Genomic DNA, 21,968 nt, shown 5'->3' on the forward strand with positions numbered 1-21,968 from the left:
GGTGAAGTCATGGCGACAACAACGCAGTTACGCCGCGCCGTCACATCCAGCTTCCTCGGCAGTGTGATCGAGTACTACGACTTCCTGCTCTACGCCACGGCTTCCGCGGTGGTGTTCAACAAGGTCTTCTTCTCCTCGCTCGACCCGGTGGTCGGCACGATCGCGAGCTTCGGCACGTTCGCCACCGGCTACCTGGCCCGGCCGCTCGGCGGTGTCCTCTTCGGACACTACGGCGACCTGCTGGGCCGCAAGAAGATGCTCGTGCTCACGATGAGCCTGATGGGCGTCGCGAGCTTCCTGATCGGCCTGCTGCCCACCTACGCCCAGGTCGGCTGGCTCGCTCCGGCCGGACTCGTGCTGCTGCGGGTCGTGCAGGGCATCTCGGTCGGCGGCGAGTGGGGCGGCGCTGTGCTGATGTCCGCCGAGCACGCCACTTCGCGGCGCGGGCTGTGGGCGAGCTTCACCAACGCGGGCGCGCCCTGCGGCATGGTCCTGTCCACGGCTGCTTTGACCGGCACGGCGGCATTGGTCGGGGAACAGGCGTTCCTGGCGTGGGGCTGGCGGGTGCCGTTCCTGCTCAGCCTGGTGCTGCTGGGCATCGGTCTGTTCGTGCGCACCAGGGTCGAGGAGACGCCGGTGTTCAAGGCCGCGGAGAAGCGCACTTCAGCTCCGCTGATGGACGTCCTGCGCAACCACCCGCGCACGTTGCTGCTCGGGGTCGGCGTCGGGCTCTCGGCGTTCGTCGCTCAGTCCACACTCACGACGTTCGTGCTGGCGTACGGCGTGCAGGCCGGCAACAGCAGGCAGGACATCCTCAACGCGCTGACGTTGTCCTCAGCGCTCGCGGTGCTCGGCATTCTCGGCTGGTCGGCGGCGTCGGACCGGTTCGGGCGGCGACCCGTCGTGCTCGCCGGTGCGGTGCTGATGGCGGCGTTCGGGTTCGCGCTGTTCCCGTTGGTGGACAACGGGTTCATCGTGCTCGCGCTGGTGGTCGGTCAGGCCGTGCTGCACCCGATGATGTACGGCCCGCTGGCCGCGCTCTACAGCGAGCTGTTCGCGACCGGCAGCCGGTACACCGGAGCCTCGCTGGGCTACCAGCTCGCCGGACTCGGGGCGGGCCTGGCACCGCTGCTGTTCGCGCAGGTGCAGGTGTCGGCGGGCACGTCGGCCATCTCGTTCATCCTGGCGGCGTTCTGCCTGCTGACCGTGCTGTGCACGCTCGCACTGCGGGAGACCAGCCGCACCAGCCTGACAGGAGACCGGAGTGCGCAACGCGGGACTGGGCAGCTGGCCGGCACGCCGGGCGCGGATGGCGCCCCAGCGTGAAGCGTTCACCTTCGAGGGCGTCTCGACCACCTACCTCGAAGTCTTCCGGCGCACCACGAAGCTCGCGCGGCGGTTGGCGGAACTCGGCGTGCGGCACGGGGACCGGGTCGCGTACCTCGGCCCGAACCACCCGTCGTTCGCCGAGACGATGTTCGCCGCGCACCAGCTCGGCGCGATCTTCGTCCCGCTGAACTTCCGGCTCACCACCGCGGAGATCGACTACCAGCTCGCCGACAGCGGTGCCCGCGTGCTGATCCACGCCGCTCAGTTCGGCTCCGACCACCCGCAGGCCATCTCACTCGACTCCTACGAGTCCTGGCTGGCGGGTGGCTCGGAGGAGCCGCTCGACGTCGCTGTGTCCATTGAGGACGCTGCGCTGATCCTTTACACCTCCGGCACGACCGGCAGGCCCAAGGGTGCCGTTCTCAGCCATGCCAACCTGCTGTGGAACACGTTCAACCTGATGATCGGCATCGACATCGCCTACGACGAGGTGGCGCTCGTCGCCGCTCCGCTGTTCCACGTCGCGGCGCTGACCCAGACGCTGCTGCCCACGTTCATCAAGGGCGGCCGCAGTGTGATCACGCCGCGGTGGGACGTCGGCTCAGCACTTGAGCTGATCGAGTGGGAGCGGGTGACGTGGATGTTCGGCGTGTCCACGATGTACGCCGATCTCGCCTCGTCTCCGGACTGGCGCACCGCCGACCTGAGCTCGTTGCGCGTGCTCATGTGCGGCGGTGCGGCGGTGCCGGACGCGGTCATCCGCGCCTACCAGGACCGCGGACTGGTGTTCTGCCAGGGTTACGGCCTCACCGAGACCGCGCCCGGTGCCACGTTCCTGGAAGCGGCCGACAGCGTCCGGAAGGCCGGATCGGCCGGTGTGCCGGTGTTCCTGGGCGACGTGCGGCTCGCCGAGACCGGCGAGATCGAGGTCCAGGGACCGAACGTGACGCCCGGCTACTGGAACGACCCGGTCGCCACCGCGGGCGCGTTCACCGCGGACGGCTGGTTCCGCACCGGCGACGTCGGGCGCCTTGACGACGGTTACCTCTACATCGTCGACCGGGTCAAGGACATGTACATCTCCGGCGGTGAGAACGTCTACCCGGCCGAAGTCGAGAACGCGATCTCCGATCATCCCGATGTCGCCGAGGTGGCGGTGGTCGGCGTGCCCGACTCCCGGTGGGGTGAGGTGGGCCGGGCGTTCGTCCGGCCTCGGTCGGGTGTGGTCGTGGATGCGGCCGGGTTGCGGGAGTTCCTGTTGCCTCGCCTGGCGAAGTACAAGATCCCGGTGCACGTGGAGGTGGTGGCGGAGTTGCCGAGGACGGGCTCGGGGAAGGTGCTCAAGCCCGCTTTGCGGCGGCTACCGTTGTGAGCTGGGGGAGTGCTCAGGCGCTCCCCGCAGCGCTCACCGCCGTCAGCTCCACGTGGTCGCCCCTCAGCGGTGCGTTCTCCGGCCACCCCACGGTGACGGTGTGACCGTTGGTGGCCGGCAGGTTGAGGTTCACGACACTCGGCCAGAACGTCACCGGAGCCTGCGAGCCCACCAGGATCCGCGACTCGGCCGGCCTGCCGGGCTGCACGTTCACCGGCGCCGGGTGACCGTAGGGGTCGTCCAGCAGCACCTGGATGTCGCTGCCGTCCGCCTGACTGTGCCCGTTGCCCTTGGTGAACGTGACGGCGGTCGGGGCGCCCTGCAGGCTGCAGTTGGTGTGCGGGCCGGCGGCGACGTAGTGGATGACGTACGCCTGCTGGCCCGCCGCCGAGGTCGGGTCCTTGGTGACGGAGACGACGAGATCGGAGGTGTCGCAGGGCTTGTCGGACGGGTTGGCCGACGCGGTCCCGGTGAGCACCACTCCGGTCGTGAGTGCGACGGCTGTCAGCGCCGTGATCTTGCCAATCATCTTGTCCTCCTGCACGAGTCGGTTACTCCACTGTGTCCAGTCCGTTCGTACGCCGACGTCATCCTCAGGTAGTGCGTGTGGTCGTCCTCTGGCCTGATGTCCGGGCACCGGACAACAAACCGGTCCGCCTCAATTGGCGGAGAGCGTTTCCACTCGATGCGGCCGTCGCTATGTTCAAGATCGCCACATCCACGGCTTTCGAGGGGGAACTCGAAATGAAACAGCGAAGGCTGAGCCTTGCGCTGGCGGGCGCCGCCAGCGTGGCGTTCCTGGTCGGGACGTCGGTGGCCGCGCCGCCGCCAGAAGCCGCGCCGGTGCAGGAGGGGCCGACGTACGTCTACCGCGTCCCGGCCCCGCTCGGTCAGAAGGCGCAGGACCTGCTCGCGCGCGGGTTCGACGTGCTCGAACAGCGCGACGGCGACGACCTGTTCGTGCTCGGTGGCCAGGCCGTGCACGACAAGCTCGCCCAGGCCGGGTACACCGGCACGGTCGAGTCCGTGATGGCGCCGCCGCGGTCCGAGATGAAGGTCCAGGGAACGGGCGTCGACGAGACCTACTACGGCGGCTACCGCACGGTGAAGGCGCACTACGCGCACCTCAACCGGGTGGCGTTCAAGTACGCGGGCCTCGCGACCGTCGTCGACTACGGCGACTCGTGGCGCAAGACCCAGGGCGCGGGCGGCTACGACCTCAAGGCCATCTGCCTCACCCGGAAGACGCTCGGCGACTGCAAGCTGACGCCGCACGCGCGCAAGCCACGGCTGTTCGTCTCGGGGCAGATCCACGCCCGCGAGATCACCACCGGCGACATGGCGTGGCGCTGGATCGACCACCTCACCACCGGCTACGGCAAGGACGCCGAGGTGACGCAGCTGCTGGACACGACCGAGATCTGGGTTGTGCCGATCGCGAACCCCGACGGCGTCGACATCGTGCAGTCCGGCGGTGACTCGCCGAAGCTGCAGCGCAAGAACGCCAACCACACCAACGGCCCGAAGGAGTGCGTCCCCACCGCGGAGAACCCGCTCGCCCAGGTCGGCATCGACGTCAACCGCAACTTCGACGCGCAGTGGGGCGACAACGGCACGTCGTCCGACCCGTGTCACCAGGTCTACCGCGGCCCGAAGCCCGACTCCGAGGTGGAGACCAGGGCGCTGGAGAAGCTGTTCCGCTCGCTCTACCTGGACAAGCGCGGACCCGCGGTGACCGACCCTGCCGCCCCCGACACCCGTGGCATGGTCATCACGATGCACTCGGCGTTCAACGTCGTGCTGCTGCCGTGGGGTTACACCACGCAGCCGTCGCCGAACGACGACAAGCTGCGGGCGATGGCCCGTGACATGGCCCAGCTCGCGGGGCCCGAGTGGCAGTACGGCCAGCCCGGTGAGCTGCTCTACACCGCGGGCGGTTCGATCGACGACTGGGCGTACGGCGAGCTCGGCGTGCCGCACTACACGTGGGAGATCGGCAACTGGGAGGGCGACTGCACCGGCTTCCTGCCCGCCTACTCCTGCCAGGACGGGCATTGGGCGAAGGTCAAGCCCATGCTGATGTACTCGGCCCGCAAAGCGGCCAAGCCGTACGCCTGAGATGGCAGAATTCGTGATGTGAACACGGCACGGTTGAGCGCCCGCGCGCTCAACCGTGCCCTGCTTTCCCGGCAGCACCTGGTGAAGAGGCAGGAGCTGCCCGAACGCGAGGTGGTCGAACACCTCGTCGGCCTGCACGCGCAGATCCCGGTCGGGCCGTACCTCGCGCTGTGGTCGCGGTTGCGCCGCTACCGGCCGGACGCGTTGTCGGCCATGGTCGCCGACCGCTCGCTGGTCCGCACCGCGTTGATGCGGTCGACGATCCACCTCGTGACGCCGGACGACTGCCTGACGCTGCGGCCGTTGATGCAGCCGGTGCTCGACCGCGACCTCTACACGAACTCCGCGCACGCCGCCGTCGTCAAGGATCTCGACCTCGACGCGGTCGTCAAAGCCGGCCTGGAACTGCTCGACGAGCGCCCGCGCACCCCGAGTGAGCTGGGCAAGGCGTTGCACGAGCGTTGGCCGGACCGCAAGCCGGACACGCTCGCTTACGCCGTGCGGAATCTGGCCGCGCTGGTGCAGATCCCGCCGCGCGGCACGTGGGACGGCACCGGCCGCACGGTCCACGCTTCCGCTACGACTTGGCTCGGCAGGCCGATCGACCCGGCCCCGTCGGTCGAGCGGATGATCCGGCGGTACCTGGCGGCGTTCGGACCGGCGAGCGTGCAGGACGTGCAGGCGTGGTGCGGGCTGACCAAGCTCGGCGAGATCGTCGACGGGATGGACCTGCGCGGCCACCTCGACGCCGACGGCAGGACGCTGTTCGACGTCCCGGAAGCCTCGCTGCCCGATCCTGATGTGCCCGCGCCGCCCAGGTTCCTGCCCGAGTACGACAACGTGTTCCTCTCGCACGCCAACCGGGAGCGGATCATTCCGGACGGTCTGTCGTTCGCGCAGTGGTGCCGCGAGCACGGGTTGCTGATGACCGTTCGGGGCGGGGTGCTGCGCGGCAACCTGCTGATCGGCGGACTGCTGCAGGGGATCTGGCGGGTGGACAAGGAGAGGAAGTCCTACCGGCTGGTCGTCGAGCCGTTCGTCAAGGTGTCCAAAAAGGATCTCCTGGTGCTGGAGAGGGAAGGTCACGCCCTCCTGGCGTTCGCCTTCCAGGCAGGGGAGTTCGACGTGCAGGTGCTGCCAGGCCGGCGCCCTTAGCGGGCGCCGGCCTGTCTCGGCTAAGCCGGCACGGTCCACCTCTGGTTCGCGCCACCGCCGCAGGTCCAGATCTGCAGTCTGGCGCCATCGGCGGGGTTGTTGTCGCGCACGTCCAGGCACTTGCCGCTGCCGACGTTCACCAACGTGCCGTTGGAAGCCGTCCAGCGCTGGTTCCCGCCGCCGAAGCAGTCCCACAGCTGGACCGCCGTGCCGTCCGCGGTCCCGTTGCCGGTGACGTCGAGGCACTTGCCGAGCCCGCGGATCGTGCCGTCGGTGCCCGCGGTCCACTGCTGGTTCGGGCCGCCAGTGCAGGTCCACATCTGCGGCTGGTTGCCGTTGGTGGTCGAGCCGTTCGTGACGTCCAGGCACTTGCCGCCGAGGCCGGTGATCTGGCCGGTGCGGCCGGGCTGACCGGGGTCGAGCGTGCCGGGCCAGGTGAACGTCGCCATTGCGCCGGCCGGCAGGTTGTAGCCGAACGTCTGACCGGCGTAGGAGACGCGGAAGTTCTGCGCGCCACCGGAGTTGAGCGCGACCAGCACGATCCGGCCGTCCGGGTTGCGGAACGCGACGTTCTGGATGCCGCCCTCGCCGTAGCCGGTCGAGTCGATCCGGACCGCGCCGGGCTGCACGAACTTCGACAGGTGCCCGAGCACGTAGTACTCGGCGTTGTAGGTGACGCTGCTGCCGTTGGTGGTCACGACACCCATGCAGTTGGTGCAGCTGCCGATCACCGGGCCGTGGTTGTTGTCCAGGGCCATGTTCCAGATCGCGACGGAACGCGCCCAGTTGCGGGTGGCGCCGATCGCGAGGTTGATGCCCTGCCACCGGAGCGTGTCGCGGAACGTCGCCGCGTCGTTGCCGCTCGACGTGCCGGAGCACTCGGTGAAGAAGATCTCCTTGTTGGGCTGGGCGTTGCGGACGACCGACTGTCCACTCGGGTTGCCGCCGTAGCAGTGCCACGCCGAACCGACGACGTTGTTGCCCGCGCCGTTGTTCACGACCTGCGCGTAGTTCGTGTCGTCCCAGTTGTGGTCATAGCCCAGCAGCCGCGCGTTCTGGCCGACCGCACGCAGCTTCGGGACCAGGTTGTTGATGACGTTGACCTGCTGCTGCGCCGACATCCGCATGCCGGGATAACCCGGCGGCTCGAAGTTCGGCTCGTTCTGCACGCTCAGGTAGTCGATCGGCGCGCCCGCGGCCTGGTAGGCCTGCGTGAACTTGACCAGGTAGTCGGCGTAGACACCGATCCGGCTGTCGTTCAGCGAGCCCTGGATGAGGCTGTTGTTGTTCTTCATCCACGCGGGCGCGCTCCACGGCGTCGCCATGATGCTCAGCTGCGGGTTGAGCTGCTTCGCCTGCCGGACCAGCGGCAGGATGTACGCGTTGTCGTGCGCGATGGAGAACCGCGAGAGCGTCGGGTCCGCCGCGCCGTCGTTGTAGGTGTAGAAGCTGCGCGAGAAGTCGGTCGCGCCGATCGGCTGGCGGATGAAGCTCATGCCGATGCCGCTGCTCCTGTTGAACAGCTGGTCCATGATCTCGTCACGGCGCGGTGAGTTGAAGATGTTCCAGGCGGCCGAGTCCGTGAACGAGGCGCCGAAGCCGACCACGGACTGGTAGCTGACGTTCGGGTTGATCGTGATCGTGGGGCCGTTGCCGCCCGACCCGAACGTCACGTCCGCCTGTTGCCGCAACAGGTTCGACCGGTCCGCGGTGGTGAGCCACACGTTCGCGTTCGTGGCCGCCGTCGCGGACGGGGCAGCGAGCCCCGCCATCACGACGGCCGACACGATCGCCGTGCTGCGCCAACGTTTTGTCGTCATTGACATCAAGCGCTCCTTGCAGGGGTTTGGGCGCCCGTTGTTCGTTACTCGTACAGACGGATGTCCGCGATGCTCCACCAGTTGCTCGCGGCACCGGTCGTCGTGATGCGCAGGAACCTCGCGCTGGTCCGGCGCACGTCGATGTTCGTCAGCTGGCCGGTGCTCGTGCCGGTCTCGAGAGAGCGCCAGTTGGTGCCGTCGTTGCTGACCGACAGCTCCCAGTTCCGCGCGTAGTCACCGAGGTTGCCGCCGCTGTCGACGGCGACGCGGCGGAACTCCTCGCGCCGCCCCAGATCCACCTGCACGTGCTGGCCGGGAACTTGCGCCGCGCCGCTGGACCACCGGGTCGAGCCGTCGTCGTCGACGAGCGCGGGATCCGTCGCGGTGGCGCCGGTCAGTGGCACGAAGTCGAGCTTGTTCCTGAACTTCGCGGTCCACGTGAACGTCGCCAGCGCGCCGCCGGGCAGGGTGTGTTCGAACGTGCGGTCGCCGACGTTGACCGCGAACGTGCGCGGGTCGTCGTGCTGGTTGTGCACCACCAGGGCCGTCGAACCGTCCGGGTTGCGGAACGCCACGTCCATGATCTGGCCGTTCCAGCCGGTGGTGCCGAAGGACGTGCTGGCGATCCGGCGCGCGCCCGGCTTCACGAACTTCGCCAGGTGGCCGATCGTGTAGTACTCGGCGTCAGTGGTCACCGAACCGTCCGGATGCACGGTGACCAGGCCGGTGCACGTGCCGCAGCCGCCGTTGTGCGGGCCGCCGGTGCTGTCCAGCGCGATGTTCCAGTTCACCGCGCTGCGGGCCCAGTTGCGGGTCGTGCCGATCACGACGTTGCGGGCGTGCCACCGGAGCGTGTCGCTGAAGACCTTGGCCGGTGGGTCGGTGGCGCCCTTGGAACCCGAGCACTCGGTGAACCAGATGCCCTTGTCCGGGAAGGCGTTGTGCAGCGCGGTCTGGGCGCTCGGGTTGCCGTAGTAGCAGTGGTAGGCGGTGCCGGCGATCCACTTCGAGACCGGTGAACGCAGGATCTGGTACGGGTAGTCGGCTTCCGCGGTGCCGTCGTTGGGGTGGGTGGCCCAGTTGTGGTCGAAGCCCAGGATCTTGGTGCGCGGGCTGGCGATCCGGAGTTTCGGGCCGAGCTTCTCGATCACCCTGAGCTGGGCCGCGACGGGCATGTCCGTGCCGGGATACGCATCGGGCTTGCGGTTCTGCGGCTCGTTCTGCACGGACAGGAAGTCGATCGGCACGCCCGCTCGCGTGTAGGCCTGGACGAACTTCACGAGGTAGCGCGCGTAGGCGTCGTAGATCGCCGGGTCGTCCTTGAGCTGTCCGCCGACGAGCGAGTCGTTCGTCTTCATCCACGCCGGCGGGCTCCACGGCGTGGCCATGACCTTCAGCTTCGGGTTGAGCCGCTTTGCCTCACGCAGCAACGGAAGGATCTTCGCCTCGTCGTGCCGGACGCTGAAGTGCTTGAGCTCGAAGTCGGTCTGTCCGGCCGGGACGTCGTCGTAGGTGTAGTGCTCTTTTGCCGCGGTGAAGTCTGACGAACCGACCGGCTGGCGCAGGAAGCTCACACCGATCCCGGTGGCCGGGTCGAACAGCTTGCGCATGGTCTCGGCGCGATCGGTGAGGCCCATGAGCAGCTCGGCAGACGAGTCCGTGATGGAGGCGCCGAACCCGTCGATCGCCTGGTAGCTGCGATCCGGGTCCACCACGATCGTCGGGTGCGCCGACTGGGCCGTGCCGAACGTGACGCGCGGGCGTTCGCTGAGCAGCTCCGTCCGGTCCGGCGTGGTGACCCACACGCGTGCTTCCGGCTCCCTTTCGGCCGCTTCGGCTGAGGGGACGGTCAGGCTCACGAGCAGCGCCACGATCGCGGTTCGTCTCATGTAACACCCGTTCATCACTGTGAAACATCGGCTTTCAGGATGAAACACCCGGCCGTGTCGAGGGTCAATGGTTGCGGCGAGTTCCGGTACATTGACCTCGTGGAACGCAAGATCGAACCCGTGAAACAGCGCGCGAGTCTCCGTGACCTCGCGGCCGAGACCGGCGTGTCGATCGCGACCGTCTCCCGCGTCCTGAACGATCACGTCAACGTGGCCCCGCGGACCCGTGACCTGGTGCTTCAGGCGGTGGAACGCCGCCGGCAGGAGATGCCGTCCAGGACCGTCTACGTCCGCTGCCCGTACGTGCTCACCGACTACTTCGGCCTGATCGTGTCCTCGATCGCGGAGACGCTGAAGCTGCACGGCCTGCGCCTGCTGCTGGACGCGGGGGAGTCCGGTCAGCAGAGCGACGCTTTGAAAGCGTTGCCGCGGCAAGCCGATGTCGACGCCGCGATCCTCATCCTGCCGCCGGAGGAAGGTTCCGAGCTGGTCGCGTTGTCCCAGGCGGGTTTCCCGTTCGTCGTCGTCGACCCCCGCACCCCGCCGCCACCGGACATCGCCGCGGTGTCGGCCGCGCACTCCTCGGGCGCACGGGCGGTGGCGGACCACCTGATCGGCCTCGGTCACCGGGACATCGGGGTGATCGCGGGGCCGGAGGAGTGGCTGGCGGGGGACGCGCGTCTGGCCGGCCATCGCGCGGCGCTGGCGCAGGCAGGCGTGCTGCTGACCCCGGATCGCTTGCGGTACGTCGAACCCACGACGGCGGCGGGCAAGCGTGCGGCGGCGGAGCTGTTGGATCTGCAGCCACGTCCGAGCGCGATCGTGTGCTTCAACGACAAGGTCGCCGTGGGCACGATGCAGGCCGCGCGGGAACGCGGGTTGCGGGTGCCGGAGGACCTGTCGATCGCGGGGTTCGACGACATCGACCTCGCCGAGGCGACGGATCCGCCGCTGACGACCGTGCGGCAGCCGTTGCAGGAGATGGGGCGGATCGCGGTCACGCAGCTCATGCGGGTGTTGGACGGTCACGAGCCCGAGGCGTTGCACATCGAGCTCGCGACCACCCTGGTGGTGCGCGGTTCTACGGCCGCAGCGTCACCGACTGCCCCTTCCGGAGCTTGATCCGCTTCGACCACCGGCCGGCGCGCACCTCGGTCTCCGTGCCACCGACGCTGCGCACGACGACGTTGGTGACCTTCCCGTCCCGCCAGGCGAGGTCGACCGTGAACCCGCCCCGCGCACCGATTCCGGTGACAGAGCCCGTCTTCCACGCCGACGGCAACGCGGGCAGCAGCTCGATCACGCCCGGCCGCGAGTACAGCAGCATCTCGAGCATGCCCGCGGGCGCGCCGAGGTTCGCGTCGATCTGGAAGATCGAACGGTCGCCGAAGCTGTACATGTCGAAGAAGTTGGCCGCGCTGCCGTTCGCGTAGTTGATCGACGGCCGGATCACCTTGAGGAACAGCTCATACGCCCGGTCGGCGTCCTTCAGCCTGGCCCAGCACGCCACCCGCCACGCGAGGCCCCAGCCGTAGCTCTCCATGCCGCGGGTGATCAGCAGCTGCTTCACGCCCTCGATCAGAGCGGCGGGGGAGTCGTCGCGGTTGATGCGGTCACCGGGGAAGAAGCCGACGAGCGGCGACAGGTGGCGGTGGGTGGTCTCGCCGATGTCGTCCGGCGTCATCCACTCCTGCAGCATGCCGGTCTTCGGGCTGACCTCGGGCAGGTACAGCCTGTCGCGCAGCGCCGACATCTTGCGGCCGTACGCCTGGTCGCGCCGCAGCACGTCGGTCGCGATGCGGTACTTGCCGAACAGGTTGTGCACGATCTCCTGCGCGTAGGTCATTCCGCGCGCGTCCTGCGGGCCGTGCTCCGGTGACCAGTCGTAGTCGTCGACCAGGCCCTGCGGTGTCTCCACCAGGCGTGCTTCCCAGAACTCGCAGGCGCCCTTGAGCAACGGGTAGATCTTGGCCAGGTAGTCGCGGTTCAGCGTGTACTCGTAGTGCTCGAACAGCGACATGCACAGCCACGCGTTGCCGCCGGGGTGCCACCACCAGCCGCTGCCGCCGTAGATGTTGGTGGAGAAGGCGACCGCCCAGCCGGCGACCCTGTTGTTGGTGTTGCGGAACCTGTTTCGAGGGTCCTGGTAGACGGCCTGCGTGGTGTTGGTCCACGCGGGCAGCTGCGCCACGCAGTAGTCCGCGAGTGCCTCGAAGGTGTCGGACAGGCCGGCCCGGTCGGCGAGCCAGTAGTTCATCTGGATGTTGATGTCGGTGTGGTAGTCGCTGTACCAGTCCGGGTTGTTGTTCGACAGCCACAGACCCTGCAGGTTGATCGGCAGGTTGTCGCGCGAGCCGGTGATCGTGAGGTAACGGCCGAACTGGAGGTAGCTCGCCTCCAGCTCCGGGTCGGGCGTGCCGCCCGAAGCCCTTGCCTGCAGACGGGTCCACGTGTCCATCGCGCGCTGGGCGTCGGTGGACTTGCCGAGATCGACGCGCTGGCGGTCGTACTTCTTGCGGTAGTCGGCGACGTGGGTGTGCAGCAGCGCGTCGGCCTTTGCCCGCACGGCCGCTTTCTCCAGCGCGATCGCGGCGGGTTCGACGAGCGGGTCGAGGAATCCTGCGGCGGCGTCCGGGATGTAGTTGGTGCCGCCGGAGAACACGATCACCAGGTCCGAGCAGTTCTCGAACGCCAGCTCGGCGCCGTCGACCTTGACCGTCCCATCTGGACTGAAGGCGGTCACGACACCGCTGTACGCCAACCGGTTCGGGAACGAGCCGGTGAACACGGCGGCGGTGTGCGGGGCGTCGCCGACGGTCGGTTCGCCGTGCGTGCCGGCGAGCGTGATCGTGCCGGTCTGCTGCGGACCCTTCAGGCGGACGATCACGACGTCGTCCGGGTGGCTGGAGAAGATCTCGCGCCGGTACTGCTTGCCGCCGTGGGTGTACGTCGTGGTGACGATGCCGTTGCTCAGGTCGAGCGCTCTCCGGTACCCGGTGGCGCCCGCGTGCGCGGGCATTTCGATGTAGAGCTTGGCCAGCAACGAGAACGTGCCGAACCGCCCGTCGTAGGGGAGCTGGCCGTCGCCGTCGAGCGTGTCGTTGAGTTCGCCGGTCCACAGCGTCACGTCGGTGAGGTACAGGAAGTCCTTCTCGACGCCGCCGCCGACGAGCGCGCCGAGGCGGCCGTTGCCGATCGGCAGGCCCTGCTCGATGATCTTCGCCTCGTCGGCGGGAGCGGGGTACCAGAGGGTCGTCGGGTTGGCGTTGAGCGGGTTGCTGCTCGGCCGCTGAGGTGCGGCGTGGGCGGTGAACGTGGGCAGGGTGAGCGCACCCAGACCCAGGACGCCGGAGGCCTTCAGGAAGGCGCGACGGGTTGACATCGTTGTGCTCCTTGAAGGTTCGTTAGAAGGTGGCCAGGTGCACGGCGTTGTCCGGGCCGCGGTAGGCGGCCCAGGTCGACCCGCCCGCTCCCGCCGCCGCGCCGAGCGCGCCGGTGACCGCGTTGCTCGGGAACTGGTCGCGCTTGGACCACCAGGTGCCCGCGCCGTCGACGAGGTCCTGCTGCCACAGCGTGTAGTCACTGCCGCGGACGAACACGTTGACCCGGTCGCCGTTGGCCAGCGCCGTCGGGCTGCCGCTGATCACGCCGCCCAGCGAGGTCCACGCGCCCCAGCCGTTGGCAGTGCGCCTGCGGTACCAGGCGGAGTCGTCCTGCAGCCGCACCACGACGAACGTGCCCGCGGCGACGGTCGCGGCTGACGGCCTGCCGTAGATCTGCTGGTTGCCGGGCGAGCCGACCGAGGTCCAGCCGTTGTTCTTGTCGCGCGTCCACACCCGGCCGTCGGCCCCGCGGCCGAACAGGCTCCAGCTGTCCGGTCCGGTGAACGCCACCGACACCGAGTCGGTCAGCGTGCCGCCGAGCGAAGTCCAGGAGCCCCAACGGTTGCTGGCGTACGTCCGCTGGTAGGCGACGTTGTCGGTGCCGCGGACGAACAGGTCGATCCGGCCGTTCGGGCCGGCGAACGCACTCGGCTGCCCGAGGATCTTGCCGTTCTCGGGCCCGCCCAGGGTGACCCAGCCGCGCCACTCGCCGTCGACCATCGACCGCTGTTCCAGCTGACCAGACGCGTTGCGTGCGAACACCGCGGAGTTCTTGTCGTCCCAGCGAACGAGCGCCGGGCTCGCGGACGTGGTGCCGCCGAGGTCGGTGCCGGGAACCGCGGTCTCGCCGCGCAGCTTGAGGAACGCCGTGCCGTGCGGGGGAACCGTGACGGTGTACGAGCCAGTGGCGGTACCGCGGTCAGCGCGCGCACGCAGGTCGCGGACGGAGACGTTGCCCTTGAGTCCGGCATCGGCGAAGTTCACGGTCATCTGCTGCGCGGTGTCGTTGCGGTTGAGCACCGCGACAGCGCGTTCACCCTTGCCGGACAACACCTTGCTGTACACGTCGACGTTGTTGGAGCCCGCGACCCGCACGCCCTGGATGGCCAGCGGATCCTGGTCGACCGCGATGATCTCCGGGTTCTTCAGCGTCTCGATCATCGACGGCGGCAGCGTGCGCGGGTCCGATCCGATGATCAACGGCGAGGCCATGACCGACCACATGACGAGCTGCGAGGTCGACTCCTCCTCGTTGAGCTCGTACGTGCCCTGCTCGGTCTTGCGCATCGGGATCAGGTAGTCCGGGTCGTTGTAGTGACCGGGTCCCTGCGCGCCGGGCCGGTACAGGTTCCGGTCCATGTTCCGCAGCACGTCACGCCAGATGCCCTCGTACGGCGTGCCGAACGCGACGTCCGTGCTCGTCCGCCACGAGTCACCTGTGCGCGGCCCGTACTGGTAGGCCACGTACGCGGTCTGGTGCGGCCCGTGCGGCACGTTCCACTCGTCGGTGACGGGGTTGCAGAGGTTGAGGATCATCTTGCGCCCCGCCTTCTGCACCGCAGCCGAGAACTGCGCGAAGGCGACCGCCGGGTCCATGTTCTGCGCGATCCCGCACAGAAAGTCGATCTTGATGGCGTCGAACTTCCACCCGGCGAACTGCTTGGCGTCGGCTTCGTAGTACCCGCCACCACTGCCGGCCGCGCAGTTCTTGCCGTCCGACGCACCGGCGTCGGTGTAGATGCCGGCTCGGAGTCCCTTGCCGTGCAACGTCTCCACGAGCTTCGTGAACCCGGACGGGAACCGCGCGGGGTCGGGCAGGAGCGAGCCCTTCCCGTCACGCGGCGGGCTGGCGTTCCACCCGCCGTCGATCCAGACTATGTCGTACCCGGCCTTCGCGAGCCCGCTGCTCACGAGGAAGTCGGCAACCCCCAGCACCTTCTCCTCCGACGCCGCACCAACGGCGAAGTAGGAGTTCCACCCCATGTACGGGGTGCGCGCGATGCCGGAGTCGTAGTAGGTCGGCGCGCCCTGGTCGACACCGGCGTGCTCTATCGGCACGGCGGGCGCGGCGGCAGCAGGAGGTGCCAGCAGCGTGAGGGCGATGGCCACGGTCAGCAGGGCTCTGGGCATACCCGTACCTCTCGTCGTCGAGGGCCACAGCATGCGTCGGCCACTCGACTCCGTCAAGAATAAATACTAAATAAGGTTTAGTAGTCCTTGCGCCCGCGCATACCGTAGCAGTGCTCCGACCTCTGGCTGCCTCGAGCGGCTTGTTCCGGTACGGCCGACCGAAGGTGAGCCGAGGTCCTCCGAGGTGTTCGAGCGCGAGGGGTCGCAGGCGCGAGGCCGAGCGGTGGCCTCGGTCGGTCGCGGTACGCCGCGCGCGGGACATTCCACGCGAATCAGATTTGTGTTCAGGGCGCATTCGTAACGAAGCGCGCCATCGTTTCGATGCACCCCGTGCGGCGGCGCAGAGCTATTGGCAGGGAATGAGGGCGCAATGTCGTGGAATCAGCTCGAGATGACGGACGGCAGCAAGTACCGCGTTCTTGTGGAGTTCACTGAGCTCGTGCACACGGTGGATGCTGCGTTGAGGGCAGGTGGCCTGCTCACGCTGCCCATGGGGATCAAAGCTCCGGGAAATCCGGTGACAATCAACCCGCAGCACGTCGTGCGGGTAATTGAAGGCACGTACTGATCGCCTCGGCGGACTTGCGTCCTGGAAATTGTGTGGAGTTCGGCAGAATCTGGGCGCACCGTGAGCGTCGGGAATGACTGTTCAGTGCTGGAACACCGCGACGGGCGGGTCAGGACAGGTGTTGGAGGTCCGGCCTGAAACCGAGGAACCGTGAGCCGGGCGAGGAGGTCGCCCGGCTGATCGCGGCGACTTCGCCCGCGCACGGGTTCAGGGCACGTAGATCTGCCCGGTCTGCCGCCCCTCGATCGACCGCACGTACGCCAGCACCACGTCGGCCAGCGGCACGGGCTTCATCCCGGGGAAGTAGTCGCCGTAGACGTCGAGCGACTCGGTGAACACGGTCGGGCTGACGGCGTTGATCCGCTGCGGCGCGATCTCGATGGCGGCCGCGCGGACGAACGACTCCACCGCGCCGTTGGCCAGCGAGGCGGTGGCACCGGTGATGATCGGTTCGCGCGCGAGCACCCCGGTGATCAGCGTGAACGACTCGGTGACGTGCGCGAGGCCCTCCTTGACCAGCGAGACCTGGGACAGCACCTTCCCGGTCACCCCGGCCTGGTAGTCCTCGACCGTCAGCTCGGCCAGCGGCTTGAACGGCACGTGCCCGGCAGCCGAAGCGACGGCGTCCACCTGGCCGACGGTCTGGTACAGCTCGGCCACCGCAGCCGGGTCGGTCACGTCGAACTGCAGATCGCCGCCGGTGCGGGAAACGGTCACGACGTCGTGCTTGCGTGCGACGAGCTCCTGGTGCACAGCGGTGCCCAGCGTGCCGGTGGCTCCTACGAGCAAAATCCTCATGGCGAAGACGCTAGGCACGCTCGTCCACGGAGTGAAATGCCGTTCGTGCAGCACTTATGATCAGCAGTTATGAATGTCGAGCTGCGCCACCTCCGGGCACTGGCCGCGATCGGTGACCACCGGTCGATCACCGCGGCAGCTCAACACCTGCACGTCACGCAGCCCGCGCTCTCTCGCACGCTCGAACAGCTGGAGCGCCGCCTGGGCGTGCGGCTGGTCGACCGGACGACCCGCCACGTGGCCCTGACCGACACCGGCCACAAGCTGTGGGAGCACAGCCACCGCATCCTCACCGAACTGGACACGGCTCTCAAAGAAGCCGTCCAGCCGCAACCGCTCCGGCTGACGTTCGCCTGGGCCGCGCTCGGCCGGTTCACCATCCCGTTCCTGCGCCAGTGGCGCGCCGAGCACCCGGACGTCCTCGTGCGCATCCGCCGGTTCGACGACCCTGAGGCGGCGCTCAGGCGTGGCGAGGCGGACGTGGCGGTGCTGCGCGTGAAACCGGTGCACGCAGGCGTCGACCACGTGGCGCTGATAGAAGAACCCCGGCTCGCGGCAGTCGCGGAGGATCACCCGCTGGCGGCCCGCGCCGCGATCTCGCTCGGCGACCTGGTCAAGGACACCGTGTCCGTGTGCGAGACGTCGGGGACGACCGCGGCCGATCTCTGGCCGGCGGGGGCGCGCCCGCGGACTGTCGACGTGCCGGGCGTGGTCGAGTGGCTCACGTCGATCGCGACCGGGGCGACGGTCGGGGTCACGGCCGCGGGCACCAGCCACCACAACCCGCACCCCGGTGTCGTCTACCTGCCGTTGACCGACGCCGAGCCGATCACCGTGCACCTGGCGTGGCCCTCACCCACCGCGCACCCGTCGACGGAGGCGTTCATCGCCCTGGCTCAGCGGCACCTGGCAGCCACAGCCGGAGCTGAAGCATCGCCGCGAACCGCGCGTCCGGATCGCTGAGGTCGATCTCGCCGACCTCCGACAACCGCCGCAGCCGGTACCGGAAGGTGTTGGGGTGCACGAAAACGGCGGCGGAAGCGGCCGCCACGTCCCCGAACGCGTCCAGCCACGCGCTGAGCGTCTCGACCAGGCACGCGTTGTGCTTGCGGTCGTACGCGATCAGCCGCGCGACCGGCCCGCTCAACGTGTCGCCGCGCTCGGCGATCAGATCCGACAGCTCCAGCAACAACCCCTCACTGTGCACATCGGACACTCTTGCCACCGCGTACTGCGCGCGACGAGCACGCAGCACCCGCAGCACCAGATCAGCGCCCGCACGAGAGCGGGACAGCTCCAGCCCGTCCGCAACCTGCCCCACACCCACGAGGACGTGGTTCCCGATCCGCGAACGGAAGTCGGTGGCGATCCGCAACGCCCGGTCCTCCGACTCCGCGGGCAGGATCGCGTAGGCGACATCGCCGATCAACGCGGCGGCAGCGCGGGGGTGGACCGCCGTCAGGTGCATCGCGAGCGCGTCGGCGACCTGCTGCCGTTCGGCCAGCAAGCGGGCATGCCCGGCGGGATCGTCACCGTGCGAGTGGGCCAGCGCCAACGCCAGAACCACACAAGCCTGGTCCGCCAAACCGAGCCGGCGCACCGCCTCGGCCGCGCCCGGTCCGCCTTCCACCGCGGTCGACACCAGGTCGGCGCGCAGCCGGCGTTCGACGTCGGCGCCCGCCCGTTGCCGCATCATGTGCAACGCCACGAGCTTGGCCGCGTCGCAGAACGCCTGCGAACGGTCGGCGGGCAGCGGTGCGCGGACCGCTGCCCAGATCGAGCCGAGGAACTCGTCGCCCGCGCGGACCGCCACGGCCACCCGAGGCAGGCAGAAGGTGCCGTCGTCGGCGGGCAGGCCCTCGATGTAGACGGGCTGGTCGCTGCGGTAGAGCTGCTGGAACACCCCGCGCGCCTCCAGCATCTGCGAGTAGCGCGCGGGGACCTGCCTGCCCAGGATCGTCTCGACGCGGGACGAGTCGGCCTCGTCCTGGCGGCCGGAGAACGCGAGGACGCGCGAGCTGCGGTCCTCGATCGTGACCGGGGCGGCGATCAACGACGCCACGGCGTTGGCCAGCGCGAACAGGTCACCGGCCGGCACGCCGCCCAGCGTCTCGGACGGGTCGACCTCGCCCTCGGCCAGCAGCGACCGCAGCATCGCCGCCAGCTGGGTCCACGACGCGCCCGGCGCCAGGCCGAGCAACGCCACCCCGGTCCGGTCGACGGCCTCGGCGACCGGCGGCGTGATCTCCACCGGACCCCGGACGACAAGCCCCGCAGCCCCGCGCGAGCCCAGGAAGTCCAGGATCTCCAACGGATCCCGGACGCCGACGCCCAGCACCAGCGCGGACGGCGGCAGCTCCTGGTCGTCGTGCGGGTCGTGGATCACCACGCCGCCGATGTCCACGGCACGGCCGGGATCGCCGCGGACCAGGTCGATCAGCGTGGTGCCGAGGTCGTCCAGAACCCTGGCGAGGCCTGTTCTGCTCACCTGCACAGCGTGCCACCGTCTACAGAGGAATCCACTCCGTCTTCACCGTCACGGCGTCCAGCGCGTCCGGCAGCGGGGTCACGCCCAGCCCCGGCCCGGTCGGCACGGTCAGGTGGCCGTCGTCCAGCACGAACGGCTCGGTGACGTCCATCCGGTAGTAGCGGTCCGACGCCGAGGTGTCACCGGGCAGCGTGCAGCCGGGCAACGCGGCCAGCGCCACGTTCGCGGCCCTGCCGATGCCGGTTTCGAGCATCCCGCCGCACCACACCGCGATCCCGTGCGCCGCGCACACGTCGTGGATGCGCCGCGCCTCCAGGTAACCGCCGACCCGGCCGGGCTTGATGTTCACGACCTGGCAGGCCCCGAGCTTGATCGCGTCGGCGGCCGACCGGGCCGAGGTGATCGACTCGTCGAGGCAGATCGGCGTGCGCACGAGCTTCGCGAGCTCGGCGTGCGCGAGGATGTCCTCCTCGTCCAGCGGCTGTTCGATCAGCAGCAGGTCGAACGGGTCGAGCCGGGCGAGGTGCCGGGCGTCGGCGAGCGTGTACGCGGTGTTGGCGTCGACCTGCAACAACACGTCCGGGAACCGCTCACGGACCGCTCGAACCGCTTCGACGTCCCAGCCAGGTTCGATCTTCAGCTTGATCCGTACGTACCCCTCCTCGACGTAGCCGGTGACGGCGTCGAGCAGCTCGGGGATCGAGTTCATGATCCCGACCGACACCCCGCACGGCACCCGGTCGCGCGTCGCCCCCAGCTCACGCCCGAACGACACCCCGCGCGCCCGCAACTCGGCGTCGAGCACCGCCATCTCCAGCGCGCCCTTGGCCATCCGGTGCCCGCGGAACCTCGCCAACTTCGGCGCGACGGACACGCCGTCGACCGGCCCGGACAACGCCGGAACCAGGAACCGGCGCAGCACGTCCGCGCTGCCTTCGAGGTATTCCGACGAGTACACCGGGTCGGCCATCGCGACGCACTCGCCCCAGCCCTCGGCCTCGTCCGTGACAGCACGCAGCAGCAGCAACGAACGCACGGTCTGGGTGCCGAACGACGTCCGGAACGGCGACTTCAACGGCATCTCGATCCAGCGGAGCTCGACTCCGGACAGCTTCACGACTCGTTCCTCTCGACTACGTACCACCCGGCCCGGTCGAACCCGGTGACGCGGGCACCCGCGGCGAGCAGCCCGCCGAGCACGTCCCGCACGGCGTGCCGCCACTCGTTCGCCGCAGCCGGGTTCTCCGATCGAAGCGTTTCGATGTCCGGCGGCACCGCGACCAGCACGGTGTGGCCGGCGGTTGTGCCCCGCACCGGCATGCAGTCCGCCGAGATCCCCAGCCCGACCACGCCGGTGGCGTTGACGACGCGCGGCCCGGCCGACACCTTCCACCTGACGAAGAGCCGATCGCTCTCGCCGCTGGTGTTGATGTCGTCGTGCATGTGGCCGTAGAAGTCGGCCAGGTACTCGGTGGCGTCCGCGCCCAGCTTGGCGAGGTTGAAGTAGGCGTTGCGGCGCACCAGCGGGTCGAACGTCCAGGTGATCTCGCTGATCCCGCGCTCCGCCGCCCACTCCCGCTGGTCCAGCTTCAACGCGTGGCCGACGCCGCGCCCGCGCCCACCCGCCACCACGCCGGCGATGTGGCTGTGCAGGAAGTTCTCCGCAGGCGGTGAGCAGAACCCGGCACACGCGCCGACCAGGTCCTCGCCTTCGAACGCGCCCGCCACGTAGTTGCCGGACTTGATCAGCGCGCGCATCAGCTCGGCGGTGACCGGGGGAGTGCTCGAACGCCAGATCGACTCGTAGAGCCGTTGCGCGGCAAGGAGTTCCTTGTGCTCGGTGAGCTGTCTGATCATGTCAGCTCCTTGATCAGCGCAGCGAGCAGCGTGGTGCGCGGGACGAGCTCCGACACCAGCACGTGCTCGTTCTCCGCGTGCGCCCCACCACCGACCGCGCCGAGCCCGTCGAGCGTCGGAACACCCAGTCCCGCGGTGAAGTTGCCGTCCGAAGCGCCACCGACCGCGGCCGAGGTGAGTTCCAGGCCGATCTCCGCGCCCAGCCGCTTGGCCACGTCGAACAGCCCCGCGGACATCTCCAGCTCCATCGGTGGGCGGTTGGGGCCGCCGGTCACCTCCACCTTCGCGCCGTCGAGCACGGGCTGCAGCGCCCGCATCGCCTCGTCGACCCGCTGCTGTTCGGCGAGGTTCCGGATGCGCACGTCTACCATGAACCTCCCTTGCGCGGGAACGGTGTTCGTCGTCGTGCCGGACGACAGCACGGTCGGCGTGACGGTCGTGCCCGCACCGAGGTCGGTCAGCTTCGCGACCGCGAGAACCTGGTGCGCCGCCTCGATCGTCGCGCTCACGCCGCGTTCCGGTTCGAGCCCGGCGTGGGCCGCGCGGCCGTGCAGCGTCACCTCGTACATCGACGTGCCCTTGCGCTCGGTCTTGATCGCGCCGCCGTCCGCCGAACCCTCGGTGACGAGCACGGCGGTGTGTTCCCGCGCCTCGGCTTCGATCAGGCCGCGCGACGACGGCGAGCCGATCTCCTCGTCGCTGGTGACGAGAACCGTGACTCCATCAGGGGAATCGAGCGCTGCCACGGCGTGGAAGATCATCGCCAGCCCGGTCTTCATGTCGAAGCAGCCGGGCCCGCGCAGCACGCCGTCGCGAACCTCGAACGGGATCCGCGCCAGCGTGCCGATCGGCCACACCGTGTCGTGGTGGCCGAGCAGCAACACCTTGCGCGGCCCGGAACCCAGGCGCCAGCGCAGGTGGGTGCCGATCCGTTCGGGCTGTGCCCCGAGCAGTGCTGCGCCCACCGCCGCGGTGACGTCCGCACTGCGGGCGACCGCGTCGAGATCGGTGGACGGCGACTCGCAGTTCACGAGGCGCTCGATGTCGGCGAGCAGATTCAT

The 21,968-nt window shown here is 69.1% G+C and carries 17 protein-coding genes; 7 read left to right on the forward strand and 10 right to left on the reverse strand.

The window, feature by feature from the left end:
• The first annotated feature begins 9 nt into the window (after positions 1–9).
• A complete protein-coding gene (locus tag LFM09_RS08650) occupies positions 10–1,326 on the forward strand; it encodes an MFS transporter (protein ID WP_414095787.1) in 1,317 nt (438 codons plus the stop codon).
• Positions 1,265–2,701, forward strand: coding sequence for an acyl-CoA synthetase (locus tag LFM09_RS08655; RefSeq protein WP_414095788.1), 1,437 nt, complete (start codon positions 1,265–1,267; stop codon positions 2,699–2,701). The genes LFM09_RS08650 and LFM09_RS08655 overlap by 62 nt, the downstream gene beginning before the upstream one ends.
• Positions 2,702–2,714: 13 nt before the next feature.
• Here the strand turns inward: LFM09_RS08655 and LFM09_RS08660 are convergent, their stop codons facing one another.
• Positions 2,715–3,230 (reverse strand): DUF4232 domain-containing protein, encoded by a 516-nt coding sequence (locus tag LFM09_RS08660; RefSeq protein ID WP_414095789.1) that lies wholly within the window; start codon positions 3,228–3,230, stop codon positions 2,715–2,717.
• 215 nt (positions 3,231–3,445) lie between these two features.
• Here LFM09_RS08660 and LFM09_RS08665 point away from each other — a divergent pair, with 215 nt between their 5' ends.
• Positions 3,446–4,819 (forward strand): M14 family zinc carboxypeptidase, encoded by a 1,374-nt coding sequence (locus LFM09_RS08665; RefSeq protein WP_414095790.1) that lies wholly within the window; start codon positions 3,446–3,448, stop codon positions 4,817–4,819.
• Between the two features lie 18 nt (positions 4,820–4,837).
• Positions 4,838–5,974, forward strand: a complete 1,137-nt coding sequence (locus LFM09_RS08670) for a winged helix DNA-binding domain-containing protein (RefSeq protein ID WP_414095791.1) — start codon at positions 4,838–4,840, stop codon at positions 5,972–5,974.
• A gap of 20 nt (positions 5,975–5,994) precedes the next feature.
• Here LFM09_RS08670 and LFM09_RS08675 read toward each other — a convergent pair whose 3' ends face one another.
• Both LFM09_RS08675 and LFM09_RS08680 read right to left on the reverse strand, forming a co-directional pair.
• The gene (locus tag LFM09_RS08675) at positions 5,995–7,794 is read right to left on the reverse strand and encodes a ricin-type beta-trefoil lectin domain protein (protein WP_414095792.1); all 1,800 of its coding nucleotides are present in this window, start codon (positions 7,792–7,794) and stop codon (positions 5,995–5,997) included.
• Positions 7,795–7,838: 44 nt separating this feature from the next.
• Entirely contained in the window at positions 7,839–9,683 is a 1,845-nt protein-coding gene (locus LFM09_RS08680; protein ID WP_414095793.1) for a discoidin domain-containing protein, read from the reverse strand.
• Between the two features lie 99 nt (positions 9,684–9,782).
• Between LFM09_RS08680 and LFM09_RS08685 the strand changes: the two genes are divergently transcribed.
• A complete protein-coding gene (locus LFM09_RS08685; protein WP_414095794.1) occupies positions 9,783–10,805 on the forward strand; it encodes a LacI family DNA-binding transcriptional regulator in 1,023 nt (340 codons plus the stop codon).
• On the opposite strand, the gene LFM09_RS08690 is transcribed toward LFM09_RS08685, so the two are convergent.
• Together LFM09_RS08690 and LFM09_RS08695 are read right to left on the reverse strand one after the other, a co-directional pair.
• A complete protein-coding gene (locus tag LFM09_RS08690; RefSeq protein ID WP_414095795.1) occupies positions 10,765–13,065 on the reverse strand; it encodes a glycosyl hydrolase family 95 catalytic domain-containing protein in 2,301 nt (766 codons plus the stop codon). The two genes, LFM09_RS08685 and LFM09_RS08690, sit on opposite strands and share 41 nt — an antisense overlap.
• 22 nt (positions 13,066–13,087) lie before the next feature.
• Positions 13,088–15,196 (reverse strand): hypothetical protein, encoded by a 2,109-nt coding sequence (locus tag LFM09_RS08695; protein ID WP_414095797.1) that lies wholly within the window; start codon positions 15,194–15,196, stop codon positions 13,088–13,090.
• A gap of 370 nt (positions 15,197–15,566) precedes the next feature.
• Between LFM09_RS08695 and LFM09_RS08700 the strand changes: the two genes are divergently transcribed.
• Positions 15,567–15,764, forward strand: coding sequence for a hypothetical protein (locus LFM09_RS08700; RefSeq protein ID WP_414095798.1), 198 nt, complete (start codon positions 15,567–15,569; stop codon positions 15,762–15,764).
• Between the two features lie 207 nt (positions 15,765–15,971).
• On the opposite strand, the gene LFM09_RS08705 is transcribed toward LFM09_RS08700, so the two are convergent.
• Positions 15,972–16,562: a short chain dehydrogenase gene (locus LFM09_RS08705; protein ID WP_414095799.1), complete on the reverse strand. Its 591-nt coding sequence runs from the start codon at positions 16,560–16,562 to the stop codon at positions 15,972–15,974.
• A gap of 69 nt (positions 16,563–16,631) precedes the next feature.
• On the opposite strand from LFM09_RS08705, the gene LFM09_RS08710 reads away from it, so the two are divergent.
• A complete protein-coding gene (locus tag LFM09_RS08710) occupies positions 16,632–17,525 on the forward strand; it encodes a LysR family transcriptional regulator (RefSeq protein ID WP_414095800.1) in 894 nt (297 codons plus the stop codon).
• On the opposite strand, the gene LFM09_RS08715 is transcribed toward LFM09_RS08710, so the two are convergent.
• From LFM09_RS08715 to LFM09_RS08730, 4 genes are read right to left on the reverse strand one after another with little or no spacing between them, the layout of a single operon-like run.
• Positions 17,446–19,050, reverse strand: a complete 1,605-nt coding sequence (locus tag LFM09_RS08715) for a PucR family transcriptional regulator (protein ID WP_414095801.1) — start codon at positions 19,048–19,050, stop codon at positions 17,446–17,448. The two genes, LFM09_RS08710 and LFM09_RS08715, sit on opposite strands and share 80 nt — an antisense overlap.
• A gap of 19 nt (positions 19,051–19,069) precedes the next feature.
• Positions 19,070–20,167, reverse strand: coding sequence for an o-succinylbenzoate synthase (gene menC / locus LFM09_RS08720; RefSeq protein WP_414095802.1), 1,098 nt, complete (start codon positions 20,165–20,167; stop codon positions 19,070–19,072).
• On the reverse strand, positions 20,164–20,907 hold the full coding sequence (locus LFM09_RS08725) for a GNAT family N-acetyltransferase (RefSeq protein ID WP_414095803.1): 744 nt from the start codon (positions 20,905–20,907) through the stop codon (positions 20,164–20,166). Before LFM09_RS08725 ends, menC begins: the two co-directional genes overlap by 4 nt.
• On the reverse strand, positions 20,904–21,968 hold the full coding sequence (locus tag LFM09_RS08730) for a M20 family metallopeptidase (protein ID WP_414095804.1): 1,065 nt from the start codon (positions 21,966–21,968) through the stop codon (positions 20,904–20,906). The genes LFM09_RS08725 and LFM09_RS08730 overlap by 4 nt, the downstream gene beginning before the upstream one ends.

This window comes from Lentzea alba, from assembly GCF_047445655.1.
Taxonomy (GTDB): domain Bacteria; phylum Actinomycetota; class Actinomycetes; order Mycobacteriales; family Pseudonocardiaceae; genus Lentzea; species Lentzea alba_A.

Bases quoted from the DNA above. Each gene is read 5' to 3' on its own strand.
- LFM09_RS08675 (WP_414095792.1), bottom strand. From the start codon at position 7,794: ATGACGACAAAACGTTGGCGCAGCACGGCGATCGTGTCGGCCGTCGTG.
- LFM09_RS08700 (WP_414095798.1), top strand. From the start codon at position 15,567: ATGTCGTGGAATCAGCTCGAGATGACGGACGGCAGCAAGTACCGCGTT.
- LFM09_RS08650 (WP_414095787.1), top strand. From the start codon at position 10: ATGGCGACAACAACGCAGTTACGCCGCGCCGTCACATCCAGCTTCCTC.
- LFM09_RS08705 (WP_414095799.1), bottom strand. From the start codon at position 16,562: ATGAGGATTTTGCTCGTAGGAGCCACCGGCACGCTGGGCACCGCTGTG.
- LFM09_RS08665 (WP_414095790.1), top strand. From the start codon at position 3,446: ATGAAACAGCGAAGGCTGAGCCTTGCGCTGGCGGGCGCCGCCAGCGTG.
- LFM09_RS08695 (WP_414095797.1), bottom strand. From the start codon at position 15,196: ATGCCCAGAGCCCTGCTGACCGTGGCCATCGCCCTCACGCTGCTGGCA.
- LFM09_RS08660 (WP_414095789.1), bottom strand. From the start codon at position 3,230: ATGATTGGCAAGATCACGGCGCTGACAGCCGTCGCACTCACGACCGGA.
- LFM09_RS08680 (WP_414095793.1), bottom strand. From the start codon at position 9,683: ATGAGACGAACCGCGATCGTGGCGCTGCTCGTGAGCCTGACCGTCCCC.
- LFM09_RS08730 (WP_414095804.1), bottom strand. From the start codon at position 21,968: ATGAATCTGCTCGCCGACATCGAGCGCCTCGTGAACTGCGAGTCGCCG.
- LFM09_RS08690 (WP_414095795.1), bottom strand. From the start codon at position 13,065: ATGTCAACCCGTCGCGCCTTCCTGAAGGCCTCCGGCGTCCTGGGTCTG.
- LFM09_RS08710 (WP_414095800.1), top strand. From the start codon at position 16,632: ATGAATGTCGAGCTGCGCCACCTCCGGGCACTGGCCGCGATCGGTGAC.
- LFM09_RS08725 (WP_414095803.1), bottom strand. From the start codon at position 20,907: ATGATCAGACAGCTCACCGAGCACAAGGAACTCCTTGCCGCGCAACGG.